Annotated in this window: 18 protein-coding genes and 1 tRNA gene; 13 read left to right on the top strand and 6 right to left on the bottom strand. The window is 34.9% G+C overall.

The window, feature by feature from the left end; translation table 11 throughout:
* Positions 1-40 precede the first annotated feature (40 nt).
* Positions 41-2,314 carry a UvrD-helicase domain-containing protein gene (locus TX86_RS14375; RefSeq protein WP_042349457.1) on the bottom strand — a complete coding sequence of 758 codons (2,274 nt, stop codon included), beginning with the start codon at positions 2,312-2,314 and terminating at the stop codon, positions 41-43.
* 205 nt (positions 2,315-2,519) lie between these two features.
* Between TX86_RS14375 and TX86_RS14370 the strand changes: the two genes are divergently transcribed.
* The 4 genes from TX86_RS14370 (at position 2,520) to TX86_RS14355 (ending at position 5,307) form a co-directional block, all read left to right on the top strand.
* Complete coding sequence (locus TX86_RS14370) at positions 2,520-2,786, top strand: hypothetical protein (protein ID WP_042349456.1); 267 nt, start codon at positions 2,520-2,522, stop codon at positions 2,784-2,786.
* A gap of 108 nt (positions 2,787-2,894) precedes the next feature.
* Positions 2,895-3,491: a YdcF family protein gene (locus TX86_RS14365; protein WP_042349455.1), complete on the top strand. Its 597-nt coding sequence runs from the start codon at positions 2,895-2,897 to the stop codon at positions 3,489-3,491.
* Positions 3,492-3,736: 245 nt separating this feature from the next.
* A complete protein-coding gene (locus TX86_RS14360) occupies positions 3,737-4,720 on the top strand; it encodes a DUF4003 family protein (protein WP_042349454.1) in 984 nt (327 codons plus the stop codon).
* A gap of 50 nt (positions 4,721-4,770) precedes the next feature.
* Complete coding sequence (locus tag TX86_RS14355; RefSeq protein WP_042349453.1) at positions 4,771-5,307, top strand: HD domain-containing protein; 537 nt, start codon at positions 4,771-4,773, stop codon at positions 5,305-5,307.
* Between the two features lie 48 nt (positions 5,308-5,355).
* Here the strand turns inward: TX86_RS14355 and TX86_RS14350 are convergent, their stop codons facing one another.
* The 3 genes from TX86_RS14350 to TX86_RS14340 all read right to left on the bottom strand — a co-directional run bounded on the left by TX86_RS14350 (position 5,356) and on the right by TX86_RS14340 (position 7,255).
* On the bottom strand, positions 5,356-5,778 hold the full coding sequence (locus TX86_RS14350; protein WP_042349452.1) for a GNAT family N-acetyltransferase: 423 nt from the start codon (positions 5,776-5,778) through the stop codon (positions 5,356-5,358).
* Between the two features lie 6 nt (positions 5,779-5,784).
* Entirely contained in the window at positions 5,785-6,294 is a 510-nt protein-coding gene (locus tag TX86_RS14345; RefSeq protein WP_042349451.1) for a YjcG family protein, read from the bottom strand.
* Between the two features lie 223 nt (positions 6,295-6,517).
* Positions 6,518-7,255, bottom strand: coding sequence for an alpha/beta hydrolase (locus TX86_RS14340; protein WP_042349450.1), 738 nt, complete (start codon positions 7,253-7,255; stop codon positions 6,518-6,520).
* A gap of 230 nt (positions 7,256-7,485) precedes the next feature.
* Between TX86_RS14340 and TX86_RS14335 the strand changes: the two genes are divergently transcribed.
* From TX86_RS14335 to TX86_RS14325, 3 genes are all read left to right on the top strand, one after another.
* The gene (locus TX86_RS14335) at positions 7,486-8,484 is read left to right on the top strand and encodes a TAXI family TRAP transporter solute-binding subunit (RefSeq protein WP_042350515.1); all 999 of its coding nucleotides are present in this window, start codon (positions 7,486-7,488) and stop codon (positions 8,482-8,484) included.
* Positions 8,485-8,585: 101 nt separating this feature from the next.
* Positions 8,586-9,089, top strand: a complete 504-nt coding sequence (locus tag TX86_RS14330) for a DUF1850 domain-containing protein (RefSeq protein ID WP_042349449.1) — start codon at positions 8,586-8,588, stop codon at positions 9,087-9,089.
* Complete coding sequence (locus TX86_RS14325) at positions 9,082-11,055, top strand: TRAP transporter permease (RefSeq protein ID WP_042349448.1); 1,974 nt, start codon at positions 9,082-9,084, stop codon at positions 11,053-11,055. Before TX86_RS14330 ends, TX86_RS14325 begins: the two co-directional genes overlap by 8 nt.
* Before the next feature lie 195 nt (positions 11,056-11,250).
* Here the strand turns inward: TX86_RS14325 and TX86_RS14320 are convergent, their stop codons facing one another.
* Complete coding sequence (locus tag TX86_RS14320; protein WP_042350514.1) at positions 11,251-12,237, bottom strand: DMT family transporter; 987 nt, start codon at positions 12,235-12,237, stop codon at positions 11,251-11,253.
* A gap of 110 nt (positions 12,238-12,347) precedes the next feature.
* On the opposite strand from TX86_RS14320, the gene TX86_RS14315 reads away from it, so the two are divergent.
* The 4 genes from TX86_RS14315 (at position 12,348) to TX86_RS14300 (ending at position 15,351) form a co-directional block, all read left to right on the top strand.
* Positions 12,348-13,172 (top strand): ATP-binding cassette domain-containing protein, encoded by an 825-nt coding sequence (locus TX86_RS14315; protein WP_052343682.1) that lies wholly within the window; start codon positions 12,348-12,350, stop codon positions 13,170-13,172.
* Position 13,173: 1 nt separating this feature from the next.
* Entirely contained in the window at positions 13,174-13,881 is a 708-nt protein-coding gene (locus TX86_RS25820) for a hypothetical protein (RefSeq protein ID WP_052343681.1), read from the top strand.
* A gap of 125 nt (positions 13,882-14,006) precedes the next feature.
* On the top strand, positions 14,007-15,191 hold the full coding sequence (locus TX86_RS14305) for a CynX/NimT family MFS transporter (protein ID WP_042349447.1): 1,185 nt from the start codon (positions 14,007-14,009) through the stop codon (positions 15,189-15,191).
* 88 nt (positions 15,192-15,279) lie between these two features.
* Positions 15,280-15,351: transfer RNA gene (locus TX86_RS14300), tRNA-Val, on the top strand.
* 183 nt (positions 15,352-15,534) lie between these two features.
* On the opposite strand, the gene TX86_RS14290 is transcribed toward TX86_RS14300, so the two are convergent.
* Positions 15,535-17,541 carry a molybdopterin-dependent oxidoreductase gene (locus TX86_RS14290; RefSeq protein WP_042349445.1) on the bottom strand — a complete coding sequence of 669 codons (2,007 nt, stop codon included), beginning with the start codon at positions 17,539-17,541 and terminating at the stop codon, positions 15,535-15,537.
* A gap of 222 nt (positions 17,542-17,763) precedes the next feature.
* On the opposite strand from TX86_RS14290, the gene TX86_RS14285 reads away from it, so the two are divergent.
* Both TX86_RS14285 and TX86_RS14280 read left to right on the top strand, forming a co-directional pair.
* Entirely contained in the window at positions 17,764-18,321 is a 558-nt protein-coding gene (locus TX86_RS14285) for a 4Fe-4S dicluster domain-containing protein (protein WP_042349444.1), read from the top strand.
* Between the two features lie 8 nt (positions 18,322-18,329).
* Positions 18,330-19,907, top strand: a complete 1,578-nt coding sequence (locus TX86_RS14280; RefSeq protein ID WP_042349443.1) for a PucR family transcriptional regulator — start codon at positions 18,330-18,332, stop codon at positions 19,905-19,907.
* The last annotated feature ends 215 nt before the right edge of the window (positions 19,908-20,122 follow it).

Genomic DNA, 20,122 nt, shown 5'->3' with positions numbered 1-20,122 from the left:
TCACTTTTGAGACGCCTCTTACGTTTTTTTAAGCTCTTTGTTAAATATATAAAAATCTTGATGGATAAGCCGTTTTTCCACCTCTGTTTTGAAGTACAGAGAAGTAAAGCTGATTTTGAGCTCTTGTTGCGGCTACATACATTAGGCGACGTTCTTCCTCAAGAGCATGTTTATTCCCTTTACGGAAGTCATCCATCGCATAATCATGTGGCAGACCTCCATCCACCGCACTTAGTATATACACGTTGCTATATTCTAAACCCTTCGAACGGTGAATGGTTGTTAGTGTCACTGCTTTAGGGAAATGCTTAGATAGTTTCTTCACTTCCTTGTTCATCGCACTCATATGATTGGCATGTTGAATGAATGAATCACAATCTGTAAAACGTTTGGCTGCGACTTTTAAATTCCGAACATCGTCAGAGCCACGCTCCATTTTATTTCCCTCATTACCACGTTTTTTTACATAATCAGAGAAGCCTAAATCTTTCTCGATACGCTCTAAAGCTGCAAGTGGTGAAAGGGATTGTAAGCTACGAATTTGTCCAGGTAGCTTGGCTAGTTTTCGTTCTTGAAATGTATGACCTGTTTTGATTTTCGAAAGAGCAGTTAAAGCATTACAATCTTGTAAAATCATCTGTGCTTTTATTTCTTGAATTAAGCCATGCTTCAAGAATAAGGCTGGTAAAAGGTCAGCACATGCATCAATATCATCTTCATTTAAGCTCAAGCGAATAAAAGCTAGCATATTCTTTACTGTTCGTCGTTGATAAAAGGCTTCTGCATCTTGATCAATGACAAAAGGTAAATTGGATTCTGCTAACCGTTCAAAAATAGCCCGAGACATTGTATGTGTACGATAAAGAATTGCGAAGTCGTTAGGGTCTGCACCTTGTTCGATTTTTTCAGCAATATCTGTCACAATCATAGTTGCTTCTTGTTCTTCATCGTGAGGATAAAAGAGTACAGGAGCTGTTCCTTCATCATGTTGAGCCAGCATTGTTTTTGCTTTTCTTTTCTCATTTTTAGCAATGATGCGATTGGCAGTTGCTACGATTTCATGAGATGAGCGATAGTTTTGTGCTAGTTTAATGACTTTAGTTTTCGGAAAATCACGCTCAAAATGTAAGATAAATGATGGATCACTTCCACGGAATGAATAGATGGATTGATCATCATCACCAACCACACAAATATTATTAGATATCTTTGCTAACATTTTCATGAGTTCATATTGTACTTTGTTTATATCTTGAAACTCATCAATTAGTATATAGTGAAAACGATGTTGATATTTTTCTAGAATATCAGGATTATTAATTAATAGTTTATAGCAACCAATTAGCATATCGTCAAAATCAAATTTGCCAGCAGAATTTTTAAGGCTTTCGTATTTTTTATATAAGTATAAGCAGTCTTCTTCCCATTTATCTTGTGGACGAATGTCATTAGGAAAGAGTAGGGAGTTTTTCCATAAACCAATTTGTTGAAGTGCACCATCATAGGCAAACTCTTTATCGTCCAATCCTCTTTCGCGTCCAGCAACTTTTAGCATATTTTCTTTTTCCCAATCGTACTTAATGAGTGCTGTGCTCTGCCAGCGCTCGCGTTCATGAAACAATAGGATTTTGTAAAAAATACTATGGAAAGTTCCAGATACTAAAGCATTTACATCTGCTGGAGTGATGTTTGGATAACCAAGCATACGCTCTTTCATTTCCTTCGCCGCTTTCGCAGTAAATGTAACGAGTAGGATGTTGGAAGCCGCTACATTGGCTGCCTGTAATAAAAAGGCTGTTCGAGCAGTAAGTACACGTGTTTTTCCACTACCTGCTCCTGAAAGAACAAGTAAAGGTCCATCAATTGTTGTCACAGCTTCTAGTTGATCATCATCTAAAACGACTCCTTGATTTTGCAAAGCGATGATAAAAGGATGTACCTGCTCACTTTTTTTAGGAATTGTTGGTAAAAAAGCAGGATTTCCACCAATGTTTTTTGAATGTTTATAAGCAAATGGCTCGATTTCCTTTGTAATACTACGTGAAGTAGGTAATCGAAAACCGTTTTTTTCGATATATGCATCTTGCTTTAATTGTTGACTGGCGCTTACAGGCGTACAATCACAAGGAGGTTTTGATTTATCAATGTGATAGAAATGTGGTTCCTTACTTATTCCAAGGTAAAGACGCACTGTATCTCCGCAAACGGGACAAGTTAATAATCCTTTTTTACCTCGTTCAATGGTATGTTGAAGGAGCTCAGCTGATAAATTCGCTAGCTCAATCATTTCTTGATGAAATTTTGCAGTTTTCATGAATTTACCCTCAAATCTTCTTCTAAATAGTAAAAAGCAGTCAATCTTTATCATAACAAATCATAGAATGAACCAAAAGACTATATTCATAGTGTTTATTATTTTTTATTGAAGGGTATTATACTAAATGAATACATTGTGTTTGGAAACTGTAGAATGCTACCTTCATTGTACACTAGAAAATCTTATAAAAGAGGTGATTCATATGGGTTACATTTTACCAATTACTCCAGATCAATTCATTCAATATGCTAAACGAGCCCAGAAGAAAGAAAGATTTTATCCGGTGCAAGAAACAAATCCTACATTTCGCGTCATTTTACGAAAAAAATACAACGAAGAATTTCCTCAACCGAAAGATCACATGCCGAAAGGTTCATATTATAAAAATAATATCCCGCAGCCATTAGAATTATTTGTAAAAGCCCCAGAAATAACAGGAAAGGGGTTATTGGTAGATAAACAAATTTAAATAATAAAAACTTTAGATTAATGAGTTCAAATGTAGATTTTTATTAGACAAACAATGTATGATAGAAGAGGTGATTTTTTACAAAAATTTTAAAAGGTGAATGGTATTATGATTAAGTTGGTGAAGTGGCTAAAAGGGTTATTTATTGCAGTAGTAGGATTATTCGTTTATACAGGTTTAAGTGTATATACATTTAGCTTGCAGAATAATGAGGAGAAAAGCGATGCTGCTATTGTATTAGGCGCTGCAGCTTGGAATGGAAAACCTTCACCAGTATTGAAAGAAAGACTTAATCATGCAATTGATTTATATAAAGATGGCAAAGTGGATTATTTGATTTTTACAGGTGGTAAAGCACCTGGAGAAGTAAAGTCTGAAGCGAAGGCTTCTATGGATTACGCCATTGATCATGGTGTAGATATGGATCACATTATTATTGAAGAGAGATCTATGTTTACGAGAGAAAATCTAAAGTACGCTTTAGAAGAAGTAAATCGTGGGGAATATGATTTCGAAAAGTATATTTTAGTAAGTGATCCATTACATATGAAACGGTCTGTTTTATTAGCAAAAGAAATGAATTTATCGGTTGTTTCCTCGCCAACACAAACATCTGCTTTTCAAACAATGGAAACAAAGTTACCTTTTTTCTTTAAGGAATGGATGTATTATACAGGCTATATTGTTACAATACCTTTTCGTTAAATCGTGATATAAATATACAAATTGAAGGGCGTCTAAAAAGTGAGTATAGATTACTTTTTAGACGCCCATTTTGTTTTTTACAAGTTAAGTGAGGTATATCTATATAAAGAGAGTTCATTTTTGATGCAAAAAAATAAATTTAGCAAATTTGGCCTTTTGAGCAATCATTATCTGTTATATTCAAAGTAATAATATATAAATTTTGGAATATTGTAAGACGAATCTTGAAAGACGGAGGAGTAATTATGGTAGCTGAAACGATAAAATTATTTATTGATAATGATCGACAAATGAAACAGAGCTTTAAATGGGAAAACCATTTAATTAGAAAATTTGGTGCGTTTCAATTAGCACTTAATAATCAGACTGTCGATGTGAAGCAAGTGAAAGAAATGAAGGAATATATGAAGATGCAAACTTCTTCTTTTTCTTATTTTCGCAGTACGAATTTATTTCCGATTGCGACGGCACTGACAAGTAATGAAAAACCACAACAGTACTTTGATCAAACGGTTTATTATTATGAGGAACTTAAGAAAGAGGGATTTAAACGTTCTGTATATCTTCCGTATGCAGCTTATTTTTTAGCTACTCAATTACAACCGTCAGAAGTGCCAAAAACAATTGAAAAGGCACAGCAATGTTACCAAATGATGAAGGAGAATCATTATTGGTTAACGTCAGATGATGATTATATGCTAGCTATAATTTTGGCGTACAGTCATGATGATATAGCTGCAGCCGTTGAAGAGATGGAAGCTTGCTATAGTTATTTAAATGAGCGTGGAATCAGTAAAGGTAATGCTTTGCAAACGATGAGTCATTTACTTACTTTAAGCAGTGAACGTATCAGCCAGAAGTGTGATCGCTTGTTACACTATGCTAGTGAATTAAAGAAAAACAAAATAAAGCTCGATTCTTATTCACAGCCGATATTAGCTCTTCTAGCAATGATTGATAGTAACAGTGAGGAAGTAATTCGTGTAATTGTTGAAACAGATCAAGAGCTTGCTTCTCAAGATGGGTTCGGTAATTGGTCATTAGGAAGAGCAAGTCGTAATATGTTTAGTGTTGCACTTGTATCATATTGTAGTATTCAAAACAGTTCCCAATCAGCTATTAAGGCAGCTGTTCAGAACAGTATTCAAAGTGTTCTACTCGCACAACAAGTTGTGATGGTTTCTGCAATAGCAGCATCAACAGCTGCTTCTAACTCAAGTTCATCTTAAAATGATACAATAATAGAAGGTAGAGATTTTTTACGAAAAAGGTGATTAAGATGAACATAATAGAAGCAGCACAGGATTTCGCAACGCTGAAACATGGAGCACAAACAAGAAAAAATTCTAAAGAACCTTATGTAGAACATCCAAAAAGAGTAGCGCAAACATTGAAAGAAGCAGGATTTCGAGACGAAGTAATAGCAGCAGGATTGTTGCATGATGTTGTGGAAGATACGCCCGTTACAATTGAAGATATAAAAGAGAAATTTGGAGAAGATGTTGCTGAAATTGTTGCTTCTCATACAGAGGATAAATCTCTTTCATGGGAAGAGAGAAAGAAGCACACTATTTCAGTAGTCAAGACAGCTCCTCTAGAAGTGAAAGCATTGATAGTGGCTGATAAGTTAGATAATTTGCAATCATTAAAACAGCAATATGAAGAAATGGGTGAAGAGGTGTGGAAAGCCTTTAAGCGTGGAAAAGAGCAGCAAGCTTGGTATAATCGCTCTGTTGCTGAAGCAATCCATGACGAGTCAGATGTACCTGCTTTCTTTCACCAATATGAACAGCTTGTAGCCGATTTTTTTAAATAAATAAATATAGAAAAAACTAGCTTTGGATCAACCAAAGCTAGTTTTTTATTACAGACTTTTAACCATCGTTCGATGAGGAATACCCGCATCAAGAAATTCTTCTGAAACAATCTCATATCCTAAGATTTCATAAAAGCCAATCGCATGAGTTTGGGCATTTAGTTTGACTTTCGAAACCTGCTGACTTTGAGCGTATTTCTCAATTTCGTTCATAATCATTTTGCCGGCACCAGCTTTACGAACATTTGCTAATACACAAATTCGCTCTACTTTACCAGCTCCGTCTACGATTCGGAATCGTCCAGCACCAATGGGCTTGCTATCATCATAAAGCACAAAGTGGGTAGCGATTTGATCATGTTCGTCAATTTCTTCTTCAACATCGACTTGTTGTTCTTCAATGAAGACTTTTTGTCGAATAGCGTATGCATCTTCTAATTGTTGTTTGTCTTTTACAATTTTTACTATCACAAATGTTTATTCCCTTCCAAGCTGAAATGTTTCATAGACTGTCCATGAGCCGTTTTCTAGTTGATATAGTAAGTGAAAGCGATCAATATTTTCGGAATGACTAAAGTCAATCATACTTAATTGACCGAATACATCAGAATGTTCATCATTTGATAAGCCTTGAGCTAATGTTAAATGCGGAACGAATGCAAATTCATCTTCACTTTTTATTACATTATGCATTTGTTTATGTAGAGTTTCAAGCTCGTTGTTTACATCGACTTTTAAATAAATAACATTACTTACAGGTTGAAATGTACTCGCCTTTACAACATTTAGCTGGATAGGGGCAGTCTTAGCTGCAGTTTCCCATAGTTGCTTTGTAATGTCTTTCATTTCTTCTTCAGATGCTTCGAATGAATATTTTAATGTTATATGTGGAGGAATCAAAGAGTATTGTGGATCATATCGTTTTCGATAAGAATTTACTAGGTCTTGGAGTTTTTTTGATGGAAAAATTGCAATGCCATATTTCATAATTTCATGCCTCCCAAATGTAGTTTTGATTACATGTTAAAATGTAAGTCTATACCATTATAACAATTTTTTGAATATTGTGTAAAATATTATATCTTTTGTTTAAAATAGTAGTTTGAGAGAAGAAATTTAAATGGAGAGTGTGAAAATGACACGCGATATTGAAAAAATAAAAAAGCTACTAGGCTTCTCTTAAAGATATGTCTAGTAGCTTTTTGGGTAGTTATAAATCATCTGATTTTAGCATCATTTCTACAGCGCGTGGCAAGTCTTTTTGCCAATACTTCCATGTGTGCTCACCATCAAATTCTTCATAGAATAAAGGGAAATCTTTTTCCGTTAATAGAGAATGTAACTCTCTATTTGGTTTAATAAAATTACTTCGTTTTCCATCTGTTGTAGGCACATCCACTTCATTTTTTCCAATTACATGATAGATTTGTAGTAGGTGAGGCGTAGTAAAATCTTGTATAGCTTGCTTCACATGTTGATCTACATAAGGAGATTGCATCGCTACTTTTCCGAACATATTTGGATAACGTAATGCGGTCATAAGTGAAACAGTTCCAGCAAGTGAGTCTCCTATTAACATGCGTCCATTACCTACCCCATGTGTAGGAAATTCTTGATCTAAGAAAGGAACAAGCTCATGAGCTAAAAAGCGAATATATGATTCATTTTTCTCGCCTTCAGGATGATATTTCGAGCGACGATCATGCACATCATTATAAGGAATGCCGATAATAATGACATCTTCAATTTTATTAGTATGTAGTAAAGAATCAGCTACTCGTCCAATTCGTCCCATTTGAAAATAATCTTTACCGTCATTTGTAATGCATAAAGTATATTTATAAAACGGTGAATAATTAGGTGGTAAGTAGACTAACAGCTTTATATTTTCTTGTAATGCCTCACTATAAAACTCTAAATCTTGAATTCTTCCCATTGGAATACTCATCTTTTTCCCTCCAAGCACTTTCTATTTGAAAGTGTAGCACACTATATTACCTTTTTTCCGTTACGATGCTTTCAAGAGTAATCTGGTTGAATAGGATAGTTAAGATATGTGAGAAGAGGTTGTCTATGAAAAGAGACAATCTCTTCTTTTTTATATAGAAAATCATATTTTTCTAAGACAAACCATATGAATAGAGTGATGGAATATTGATGAGGGGGTCAAAAATGAAAATGAGGCGGAAAAATACGTATATTATGACGGCGTTGTTCTTAATTATGTCCTTATTATTAGCGGCTTGTAGCGGAGACAAGGACAAGTCATCGGATGAAAAAGGAACGAAAGAAGTAAAAGAAGAGAAAAAGCAGTTTCTTAACTTAGTAACGGGAGGAACTGGTGGAACATATTATCCATTAGGTGGATCATTTGCTGAAATCATTTCGTCTAATACGAAGGCTGAAACCACTGCACAATCTTCTGGAGCGTCTGCGGAAAATATGGAGGCTATCAAATCAGGAGATGCAGATTTGGCTTTTACACAAACTGATATTGCATCCTACGCAACGGAAGGTAAGTTAATGTTCAGTAAGCCGATTACTAACGTTAAAGCAATTGCATCGCTTTATCCAGAAACCATACAAATTGTTACAACGGCAAAATCAGGTATAAAATCCATTGCTGATTTAAAAGGTAAATCTGTTTCAGTAGGGGCTCCGGGTTCTGGCACATATGCGAATGCGGAACAAATCCTTGAAGTACACGGATTAACTATGAAAGATATTAAAGCACAGAATCTATCATTTGATGAATCAACAGGTGGTATTCAAGATGGAACAATTGATGCAGCTTTTATTACAGCTGGAACACCAACAGGTGCGGTAGAAAGCTTAGCAGCAACATCGGAAGTAGTGATCCTTCCTATCGCGGAGGATAAGATTAAAGCGTTGATTGAGAAATACCCTTATTATGCAGAAGAAGTTGTTCCTGCTAATACGTACAAGATTAAACAAGATGTCAATACAGTTGCTGTTCAAGCGATGCTCGTTGTTCGGGCTGATTTAGATGAGCAACTCGTTTATGACATTACAAAAGCAATCTATGAACATTTAGATAAAGTAACACATGCGAAAGGAAAATTAATTAAAGTAGAAAACGCTCTAAATGGTGTCGGTATTGATGTTCACCCTGGTGCACAAAAATATTTTGATGAAAAAGGCGTAAAAGCCAAGTAAGCCGCATATACTAGATTAGCTGACTCTAAAGAAAGGCATGAACCCAACTGGGATATGACCAAACTTTAAGTCAGCTTTCTTTGTAGAAAAGGAAGAATATTATGGTGAAAAAAATCCTCATTATTGTTACTCTCCTTATCATTATTCTTTGTTTTATACCATTTTCGCCAGCAGTTGTAGTCTATAAGGTGCACACGAATGACATGCTTGCATACGCAACTCTTTCATCCAATCAACAATTTCAAATTGAATATATACATTCTATTCATTTATCTCCTGTTGTTGAAACATATGAAAGAACAGCCAACAATGAAATTAAACAAATTGAATTAACATATGAGGATTTTGCTATTGGAATGCCATCACAGGCTGAAGGACAAGAGAAGTTCGTTGAAAAGGACGGGAAATATTTCATTAAAAATATGAATCGAATCTTTCCGACTATTACGTTACGAGTTGGACGAGTAGTTGCAAATCACACATTTATTATAGGAGACAAAAGCATTGCTATGTCTTCTTTTACAGAACCAGGAAGTGTCATACGTATTGAAGTGAAGAAGTTATCTCTTTGGCAGAGTTGGAAAGGGGTGAAGATGTTTGACTGAAACAACTTTAACGCATGAACAACAACAAGAATTAATTGAGAAATATGATCCCGAGCAAGCGATGAGAAAGTTGAAAGGTATGATGGGTTGGGTCACCTTCTTTGGTTTACTTGCTTTCTCTCTATTTCAATTATATACAGCTATTGATAAGCCACTTATGGCACAGTTACAGCGTTCCATTCATCTTGGATTTGCATTAGCGCTTGTGTTTCTTTTATTCCCCGCTCGAAAAAAGAATTTATCTACCGGTAAAATTGCTTGGTATGATTATATTTTCTCCTTGCTAGGTATAGTTGTAGGAACATATTGGCCACTTATGATGGAAGAATTAGTTATGCGTCCTGGAACCGTTACACAACTTGATTACTATGTTGGTATTTTAGCAATTTTGCTAGTGTTAGAGGCAACTCGTCGAACGGTTGGATTACCTATCACTATTATTGCCATATTGTTTATCGTATACGCCATTTATGGTCCGTATATGCCTGACTTTATTGCTCATCGTGGGTTATCTCTAGAAAGATTTGTTCAAACGATGTTCTTTACGACTGAAGGAATATTAGGGACCCCGCTTGGTGTATCGTCCACTTTTATATTTTTATTCCTTTTATTTGGTGCTTTTCTTGTAAAAACAGGAGTGGGAGATTATTTCAATGATTTAGCCGCTGTTATTGCTGGGAAAAGAATCGGAGGTCCAGCAAAGGTGGCAATCTTCTCTAGTGCATTGCAAGGAACAATCAGTGGTAGCTCAGTAGCCAATGTTGTGACTTCTGGTGCTTTTACAATACCAATGATGAAACGACTAGGATATGATCGGAATTTTGCCGGAGCGGTTGAGGCGGCATCTTCAACTGGCGGCCAGTTAATGCCTCCTATCATGGGAGCTGCAGCTTTCTTAATGGTAGAGTTTATTGGTAATGGCATCTCTTATTGGGATATCGCAAAAGCCGCTGCAATTCCTGCAGTATTGTATTTCACAGGCATCTGGATTATGACACATTTTGAAGCGAAACGATTGGGATTACAGGGGTTAAAGGCAGAAGATATTCCGACGAAAAAAGAAGTTTTATCGAAAATCTATTTATTATTCCCAATCGTTGCAATTATTGTATTGCTGATGAGTAATATGTCTGTAATGCGTGCCGCATTAATATCAATTGTTATTACCGTCTTGGTAAGTGCGGTTCGAAAGGAAACAAGGATGGGAATCCGAGGCATTATTGATGCACTAGTGGATGGTGCTCGTACAGCCTTAGCAGTAGCTGTAGCTACTGCCGCTGCTGGAATTATTGTAGGTGTTGTTACGAAAACAGGCCTAGGATTAAAAATGGCAAATAGCCTCGTTTCGATTGCAGATGCGCTTGTATCAAACGGAGATGCTAAACTATTGCTTACATTATTCTTTACCATGATTGCTAGTTTAATTTTAGGTATGGGATCGCCAACAACAGCTAACTATGTTATTACATCCACAATTGCAGCACCAGCTTTAATATTAATGAATGTACCTGATTTATCCGCACATTTATTCGTTTTCTATTTTGGTATTATCGCAGATATTACCCCGCCTGTAGCGCTGGCAGCTTTTGCTGCCGCAGGAGTATCGGGGGGAGAGCCAATCCGAACGGGGATTATATCATCCAAGCTTGCTATTGCAGCCTTCATCATTCCGTACGTATTCGTGCTCTCCCCAGAAATGCTTATGATTGACACAACCATTCCAGCAACACTTTGGGTTGTGTTTACAGCTTTTTGTGGCATGATAGCCATTGGTGCAGGTATGGTTGGCTTCTGGTATAGAAAAGTACTTTGGTATGAAAGAATTCTCGCTGTTATCTCAGGGTTACTATTAATTTATCCAGAAGGCTTTTCAGATACAGTTGGATTAATTATATTTGGTGTTTTATTAGTATTGCAGATTGTGAGAAAAGGTAATCGAGTAACAGGTGCCTTGGTGAAGGGATAATAATTGGAGTCGTCTGAGAGAATTTTCTCGGGCGGCTCTATTTTTATTGAAGAATATATAAGGGGGCGTGGATGAAAAATATGAGCGGTGAATGGAATTTATGAGTAGTGAATAGAATATCTGATTCGCAGAAAAATATACTAGTCTGAAATCTAGGTGCAAGCAAAGAAAAAAGACGTGAAACGAAATCACGCCTTAATCATTGAGTTGAGCTGATTGTTTAGCGGAGTAAGTTGATTTTGTAGTGCGATGACTCATATAACTGTGTAATGCCATTCCAACCATAACAAGTGCCATACCAATCCAAGAAACTAATGAAGGAATTGGGCTTGCGAGGAATAGTATTTCACCGGCAACAGCAAAGAGAACTTCTAAAGATTGTGTTGCTTCTACAGCCCCTAGCTTTTCCATATCGTTCTTGACTAAATTTGTTGCGGCAAAGAATAATACGGTAGCAGCTACTCCTGAAAAAAGGGCAACTAATCCAGATTGAACAACTTGACTCGAACTAGGTGCTCCAACTGTAAACATACCGATTATGGATAAAATAATCCATAACGGAAGACTGGCGATGGTCATACCTAATGTACGCTGATATGCATCTAGTCGATCGCCACATACATTCATCATTTTTCGGTTGCCAAGTGGATAAGCAAAGGATGCAATAATCATAGAAACACTACATAAAATAATGGCTTTAAGTGACATGACGGAAGCATGTTCGAATTGCATAACGATAACACCTAATAGAATTAGTGTGGAAAATCCTAATCCCCTCCAAGGAATGGAGCCTCTTTTCATAACGGTTTCTCCAGACTTAAGTTGAACTTTCTCCATAAATAGAGGAGCTAGTAATGAACCGGAAATAATGGTAATTTGCCATGTTCCTGCAATTAGCCATCCGGGAGCAAATGAAGAGGCATAGGTTAATGGTGCGTAGAATAGACCAAAGCCGACTGTACTCCATATTATCCAAGAAGTAGGCGCTTTTTTCATTTCATGAAATAAAATATGTAGGTTTTTTCTAGCTCCTACAATAATGAGAAGGAAGATTACCATGAAGAAATAGCGCAATGAAGCACTCCAAAGCCAACTTCCACCATTTAATTCCATTGCTCGATTAATGATAAATGTAAAAGCAAAGAAGAATGCTGAGCAAGCTCCAAGTATAATTGGGCGCAGAACCATCACCTCCAAGAAGATATAATAATATGAAGCTCTAATTATATCTTTCAGAATAAATAGGATATTGATAAAATAGTTTGTATATATTAAAAAGTTGAGGTTTTATCATGAAAGAGTATGCTGTACAAGCTAGTTATATTACGAAAAAGTTTGATAATGTTCCCATTTTACATGATTTAAGTTTTGAAATCCATCAAAATACAAAGTTGGCTATTCTTGGTCATAATGGATCAGGGAAAAGTAGTCTCTTAAAGCTAATTGCTAATATATATGTTCCTACATCAGGAGAAATCAATACACATGGAAAGAAAATTGGCTATGTCCCGGAGCATTTCCCGGACAATATTCGCTTTAAATTACGTGAGTATTTATTGCATATGGGAACAATGGAAGGTAAAGAAAAACATACTGTTCAGAAAAAAATCGATTATTACATAGACTTATTTCAATTAGAACCTTTTAAAAATACACTACTTAAGCATTGTTCAAAAGGAACAAAGCAAAAGGCTGGTTTAATTCAAGCAATCCTGACAGATTGTGATATTCTCTTGTTGGACGAGCCTTTAACTGGTCTTGATGATGAATCGAAAAAGATCTTTCTCGATATGATCCAAAACATCGACCGGGATTTTGCATTAATATTTACGGCGCATGAACAAGAAACCGTTGATTTGTTAGCAGAAGAAATATTGGTTTTAGAAAATGGGAAAATTATAAGACATGAAGCGATAACTGAAAGAACAAAAATGAAAAGTATTACAGTACGAATCTCGAAGCAATTAGACCGAGAAGAACTAAAAATGTATGGTGAAATTATTAGTAAAACAGAGAACACTGTAGAATTAGTCGTTACTTCTAGAGAAAGTGATGATTGTTTACTGTACTTACTAGAAAATGATTGTTCAATAATAGAAGTGAAAGAGAAGTTATAAGATGAAATCATTCGTTATATATCAATTGAAAAATTATATTCGCTCCCTTATTTTTATCCCACCTGTTGTTCTATATATTTGTTGGGTAGGCATTTTGTATGCGTATAGTACGTTGGACGTTTTAAATAGCTACGCAAACTCTGCCGTTGTATTATATGTTATATTGACTTGGATTTCGATGAATATTTTCCGCTTAGAAGAGGAAACGGAAAAACACATACTACTTGTACATTTACGGCAAAAGGAATACTTCCTTTATGGAAAATGGATTACTTGTATAGTAATGATGATTCCATTGGTACTGACTGCGCATTTTTATCCAATTCTAACTAATAGTTTTCAAGCTGAACTTATTTCGAGCGATCATATTTTATCTATCTATAGCCACGTTGGATTAGGAGTACTCGGTGTTATTACAGGTAGTTTCTTTGGTGGTACAAATATCACAAGAACAAGGTATGTTTGGTTATTGAGTGCATTGACTGTAACAGCATCATTTGCTCATTCGCAAATAGTGGAGTTACTTCCAAACGGCTTCTCATGGTTATTATGGGTTTTACCACCATTGCGTTTCTTTTATGAACCTTTACAAACTAGTGGCGGTGGATTACCATCGGGGTTTCTCGCAGCATTTAGCATGGCGATGTTTTACATTTTAATTGCTAGTGTTATTGTATTAAAAATGTTTATGAGGAAAGAAAAAGTGTAGGTTGTTAGATTTGTATTTTGTTGGTTATTCTCGTATACTATGTATAAATTAATAGAAATTTATGGATAGCAGTCAGTGCTTTGAAGGGTACTGGCTGCTTTTTGTTTTTTTAAGGAGTGATAATAATGAAGAAAAGTACATTATTTTTTCTTGGAATGGTGCTTGTAGCCTTTAATTTACGTCCTGCTTTAACTGGAGTGGGACCAATTACAAGCTTTATTCAAGGTGATCTTGGCATTTCTGCTAGTCTTATTGGATTTTTAACAATGCTACCTTTAATTGCTTTTGGCTTTATGTCATTAGGAGCTCCGGCATTAGGAGCAAAAGTGGGAAACAGTAAAGCGATTCTGATAGCACTAATTGTCTTAATCATTGGTATTAGTTTGCGTTCCATTGGTGGTATTGAATTATTATTTCTAGGAACGATATTAATTGGTATTGGAATTGCAACTGGAAATGTATTAGTTCCTAGCTTTGTTAAAGAAAGCTTCCCAAAGAAAGCATCGTTATTTGTTGGAGTTTATTCAGCCGTTCTTTCATTTGGTGCGGCAATTGGCTCTGGCATTACTGCACCAATTGCAACATCATCAAATTGGCGTATCGCTTTAGCGTGTAGTGGAATTCTAGTTATCCTAGCACTAATTGTTTGGATTCCGGTTACAATCAAAAATCGTCATAATCAATCTCATTCTCGTGGTAAGCGTCCAGCGTTTCCTTTAAGTCAATCACTTGCTTGGTTTGTAACGCTATTTATGGGTATTCAATCATTGTTATTCTATAGTTTAGTAAACTGGATGCCTACTATGTTAGAAGATCGTGGTGTATCCATTTCGATGGCAGGTACCATTGTAATGGTCATGCAATTAGCAAGTTTGCCAGCAATCTTAGTCATTCCATACTTAGCGGAGAAATACGATAATCAGAAAGTGCTTGCAACATCAATTGGGATTGTATACTTTATTGGTTTAGTGGGGGTATTCTATTTACCAGCTTCTCTATCATGGTTATTCATAAGTTCTATCATTACCGGCTTAGCGCAAGGAGCAAGTGTTTGCTTAGCTTTACTTTTTGTTAACTTACGTGCCAAAACACCAAGTCAAGTTATGGTACTATCTGGGATGGCTCAATCCTTTGGATATTTCATAGCTGCAATTGGACCCATCTCATTTGGCGTATTACATGACGTAGCACATTCATGGACGCCCGTTATCATTTGTTTATTAGTATTTACGCTCATCTTGTCGTTAGCAGGTTGGAGAGCGGGACGTAGAGGCTATATTGTGGAAAAGGATGAAGTGAATATTAATTAGTTAGAATATTGACAATAATTTACTGGTAATTTATAGTTAGTAATATATCGCTAGCTTTTCATTGTATGTTTGAAAAGCTAGCGAATAAGATCCGATAGTTCAGTGGGAGAATACTTGCTTGACAGGCAAGGGGTCGGGGGTTCGAACCCCTCTCGGGTCATCGCTTTTTAGTAGCCAGAAACCTTTATATATCAAGGGTTTCTGGCTTTTTGTTTGGAGCGGGCTTTCTTGGTCGAATTTCATTATGAGTGAAATGCTCACATTCTGCTCACATCCACCTCTTTTTTCTGCATCAAGGCATTGTGGAAGATATCAGCGACTTCATCTTGATCAATTTTATATATTATATTTTTGAAACATTTACAAAGGTATCATATAATTCAAAGCTGTTAGAACCAGATAATTTATTTACATTCACTTTTGAATTTTTATACCACCTTTGATAGATTAATAGTATATCTTTGGGAATTTTAGAAATATATTTCGCTTTAATTTCAAGATAATCATGATTATTGAAAACTTTTATTATTTCTCCGTCAAAAATTCCCAGCAAATTTGCAACTTTGGAGTTAATACCGACATATCCTTCTTCCTCATCAGTTAGATTTAAAAAATGAAATTGGGAATTTAGTGCATACGGATGATGAGGTGTGATTAACCAAAAGGGATAATCAATTGTTGGCGATTTTCCATCTATAAACAAAGGCATCGGGAGAACACCTTTTTTTTCTGCTTCCAGTGAGTAAAATTGGTACTTTCCTGTTTCGGTATAAAATTTTTTGTCCTCCCATGCAATTTTTGGAAGATTAGCGGTCATTGACTTTTTTCTTAAATCTGAGACCGATTTAATATAATAGCGCTTAAACACTGGATCATTAAATTGTGCATTAAGATATTCCTCTTCAGAAGAATGAATAGGAAATGAACATACCACCGAAGAAAACTTATTCAGCCTTATGGCTAACTCATTCATGATATTCCACTCACTTCTACTCTCGTAATAAGGAGGTATAGCTTTTTCATTTAAGGCAACCTCATTATGCCAACAACTCATAACTATATCCATTTCCTCAAAATGAGTTGTTGTTGGTAAAACCAGATTTGACATTTGCGCTGTTGGGGTCAAGAATTGATCAACAGTTACGACAAAAGGAATATCTCTTAAAAATTGAAAAAAACTGTTTGAGTTTGACTCTTGGGTTATAGGATTTGCACAAGAAATCCACAACATTTCAATAGGGAGTTTGACATTTGGAGCAAAACTATCCATATTTTGATCTAAATGAAATATCCGATTTCCGTTATTGCATTGCCTAAAATCTTGATTATTAAAAATTGATGAATTGTTTTTCCTTAGAAAAATACCGCCACCAACTTTTCCAATATCTCCATGGACAATTGCTAAAGCCCCAATTGAACGAATATTCTGTCTGGTATTCGAATGTTTTTGTAAGCCCGAGCCTATTATATGTGAAACGGTTCTTTTATCCTTTAACCATTCAACTAACATATTGAAAGCTTCATTAGTAACGTCGCATTTCTCTAAATATTCCGATGTATCTATCTTTCTAATTATCTCATGAAATTTATCAAATCCAAAAGTGTATTCTTTTAAAAATTCATTATCAAATGAGTTATTCTCTAATAGACTTTTGGTCAGAATGTTAGCTAATGCTCCATCTGTACCTGGACTTAGTTGTATATATAAATCGGCTAGCTCGGCTGTTTGTGTATAAAGTGGGTCAATTACAACGATTTTTGCACCTTTTATTTTTGCTTCTATTAAGATAGGAATAAGATGAATATTCGTGGCTGCGGGATTAGAACCCCAAATAATCACCAAAGATGCTTCTTTAATCGTTGAAGGATCAGACATTTCGAAATCACCTAAATCATATTGGAGGACTTCAAAATCAATTGATGGAAATGGGTAATTGACCAATCTCGTTGTTGGACCAAGGCTTGAAAAAAATTCTTCCGTAACAAAATGATGGACACCTATATTTCCAGAACCTTTATATAAAGCCAAAGGGAGAAAACTTTCATTCCTTTGATAAATGTTCATCATTTCACGAATGATAAGATCAAAAGCTTTTTCCCAAGTGATTTGTTTGAACTTTCCTGATCCTTTTACTTCTTGATAGTAAGGATACTTCAAGCGCTCCTGATGATAATTCTTTTCTAAATAAGAAAACCCCTTTGCACATAATTTACCTTTTGTGTATGGGTGAGCTAGATTTCCAGATATGTGAATCAATTGATTGTTTTCTATATGTGAAATCATCGTACATGAGCTAGGACAGTTTCTCGGACATACATGCTGAAATTTTTGCATTTCAAATTGATTCATTTCTCTTGTTCTCCATTCTAATAACGTGAAACTCAATCAGTGGGTGGCTTACTGCCCGTTAATACGGGCTAAATTAATTGTTTTATTTTCATCCGAAATTCACAAGATTGACATTCAAAGTGCTAAGTATTTCTTCAACTATATTACAAGTTATATTAAAATAACATAAAAATAAAGCAATATTAATTATTAAAATTTTGATTTAAAGGGAGGCATAATTATATGCCCTATCAGCTAACGTTTTCTGTTGATCTTAATCGTTGTATCAATTGTAAAACATGTGAAATGTCTTGTAATGAATATTATGGTTTAGAAAATAAGCATAGGAGACATGTAGTCACATTTGAAAATGAATCTGATACACCCGTTCACCTTTCGATGTCTTGTAATCATTGTTCTAATCCTGTTTGTGTGTCTGTTTGTCCAGAAAATAATTTTCAAAAGCGTAGAGATGGAATTGTAATTCATCAGGCAAATAATTGTCAAGCTTGTATGCGTTGTATAAGTGCGTGCCCTTTTCACGCTCCAAAATTAAATCCTAAAACAAATAGAGCCGATAAATGTAATCTTTGTGTAGAACGAATAGACCAAGGTTTAATGCCAGTTTGCGTAGAAAACTGTATTACAAGTGCTTTGAGCTTGATGGTCGTAAATACTAGTGAAACTAGTGAAATAAAACCATTTAATAATGAGTCTGACATCCTAATTGCAGGTTATACAAATCCTTCTATTTTTATTATAAAAAAAGAAAAAGGTCGGACTTTTCTAAGGGAAGGATGAAGAACTATATGAAAAAATGTTTACAAGAGTTATTATTACATGTTCCATTGCATCAACTAATATTTTTAACTACTTTGCCAAGAAAACCTGTCTATTATGAAAAGATAAACGAAAGTATACCTCATGGATGGCTGGAGAAGCCAACATTACTTTTGTTACAAAATGCTGAGGAATATATGAAACTAAATGATAGTAATATTGCTAGTCAATTAGTTCAAGATCCTAACCTTATCGGTATAGTCTTAAGTAATCAAACGTATTTATCTATTCATGAAGAAATTCTTCTTCTTTTTCAGCAATGCTCATTACCAGTTATTCAAGTAGAAGAGAGTTCATCATTACATATATTTCTACCGACAAACGTATCTCTTTATTCTTTTAGTCAAGTAAGTATGGAATTAGCTGGCTTTATGGAAAAAGGATTTACCGAATTGGCTTCAAGACTGGCAAAAACGTTAGAAACGCCTTTGTTGTATTTAGATGAAAATAATCAGATTCTATGGCAAGTAGGAAAAGAAGAAGAATTAAGAGAAGCAAGGCGATGGCTCAATACACAGCAGAAAGAACTGAACAATAGGCAGAATACTAATGTAACATTTAATAATATGTCTCTAGCTGATATGGAGTCAAAAAAATTGTTTGAATTTTATCCAATTAATATAGCTGGCTTAATCCGGCAAAACTTAATTGCTATATCAAATTTGTCAGAATGGCAAAAAAAGATGATTGATAAATTAGCTGGCTTGACTGCCCTATTATTACAAACAGATAAAATGTTTCAGGAGCAACAAGAAGAGATGAAAGAACATTTTATTTACGATCTTCTTTATCATAAATTTGAGTCTATCACGATTATGATTAGTCATGGGAAAAAATGGGGTTGGAACTTAGAAAAACCTCATCATTTACTCATCATTAATGTGGAATTACCTGATGGTTTAATGATGGATTTAGATTTGAAAGAAATCACTCTACATATAGAAATGGAAAAAGAGGACATTGATGAAACAATGATTGTATTTCCGTTTCAAGACCAAATAATCATTTTGCTAGAGGATGAAGAAAATAGAACATATAAAAGAAAAAATTTAGTTCTTAAAGTGGCTAATTTATTAGAGAAGAATTTGTCTAGCAAATTTCCGCAATATCAATACCAAATTGGAATAGGCAAATGGTGTCAAGATTTGACTAACTTAAATAAAAGCTATCAAGAAGCAAAACAAGCATTACAATTTGGATCAATATGGTTTGAAAACAAGAGGATATTTCATATTAATGATCTAGGAGTTCTTCGTCTTCTTATTTATATTCATCGAGAAATATTGTTTGATTTTAGTCAAGAATATTTGTCTTTGCTGATAGAAAGCGACTGTAATTATGGAACTGAATACATCGATACTTTAAAAATGTATATTCAGTATCAAGGAATCACGAATGAAGTATCTGAAGCCTTACATATACACCCAAATACATTGCGTAATCGATTGAAAAAAATTGAAGAAATCACAGGTGTTAATCTACAAAATACAGAAGAATTTATAAACATCATGATTGCTGTTAAGATCCAATCTTTTATAAAAATGTGACTTACTATAAAACATCTAGCTATAAAAAGAGCTAGATGTTTTTAAATGAGAGGAAATTTTTAGTGAGTGGTTGTAAATAGCCATTTAAGTAATAATATTTCTCAAAGTTCATGAGTTAGCCACTAATAAGGGGATTAATGGAAAAGGTTTGTTGTTTGAACACAACAATAGTTACAAAAGTATAGACAACTCCACACTCCTATGCACATATAGCT

It is taken from the genome of Bacillus massiliigorillae (assembly GCF_000380245.2).
GTDB lineage: Bacteria > Bacillota > Bacilli > Bacillales > DSM-1321 > Bacillus_AD > Bacillus_AD massiliigorillae.
Note: the sequence above shows the minus strand (reverse complement) of the source record. Positions and strands in the feature narration are given on the sequence as shown.

Coding starts and splice junctions, on each gene's coding strand:
- TX86_RS14375 (WP_042349457.1), bottom strand. CDS start 2,314: ATGAAAACTGCAAAATTTCATCAAGAAATGATTGAGCTAGCGAATTTA.
- TX86_RS14370 (WP_042349456.1), top strand. CDS start 2,520: ATGGGTTACATTTTACCAATTACTCCAGATCAATTCATTCAATATGCT.
- TX86_RS14365 (WP_042349455.1), top strand. CDS start 2,895: ATGATTAAGTTGGTGAAGTGGCTAAAAGGGTTATTTATTGCAGTAGTA.
- TX86_RS14360 (WP_042349454.1), top strand. CDS start 3,737: ATGGTAGCTGAAACGATAAAATTATTTATTGATAATGATCGACAAATG.
- TX86_RS14355 (WP_042349453.1), top strand. CDS start 4,771: ATGAACATAATAGAAGCAGCACAGGATTTCGCAACGCTGAAACATGGA.
- TX86_RS14345 (WP_042349451.1), bottom strand. CDS start 6,294: ATGAAATATGGCATTGCAATTTTTCCATCAAAAAAACTCCAAGACCTA.
- TX86_RS14340 (WP_042349450.1), bottom strand. CDS start 7,255: ATGAGTATTCCAATGGGAAGAATTCAAGATTTAGAGTTTTATAGTGAG.
- TX86_RS14335 (WP_042350515.1), top strand. CDS start 7,486: ATGAGGCGGAAAAATACGTATATTATGACGGCGTTGTTCTTAATTATG.
- TX86_RS14330 (WP_042349449.1), top strand. CDS start 8,586: ATGGTGAAAAAAATCCTCATTATTGTTACTCTCCTTATCATTATTCTT.
- TX86_RS14315 (WP_052343682.1), top strand. CDS start 12,348: ATGAAAGAGTATGCTGTACAAGCTAGTTATATTACGAAAAAGTTTGAT.
- TX86_RS25820 (WP_052343681.1), top strand. CDS start 13,174: ATGAAATCATTCGTTATATATCAATTGAAAAATTATATTCGCTCCCTT.
- TX86_RS14305 (WP_042349447.1), top strand. CDS start 14,007: ATGAAGAAAAGTACATTATTTTTTCTTGGAATGGTGCTTGTAGCCTTT.
- TX86_RS14290 (WP_042349445.1), bottom strand. CDS start 17,541: ATGAATCAATTTGAAATGCAAAAATTTCAGCATGTATGTCCGAGAAAC.
- TX86_RS14285 (WP_042349444.1), top strand. CDS start 17,764: ATGCCCTATCAGCTAACGTTTTCTGTTGATCTTAATCGTTGTATCAAT.
- TX86_RS14280 (WP_042349443.1), top strand. CDS start 18,330: ATGAAAAAATGTTTACAAGAGTTATTATTACATGTTCCATTGCATCAA.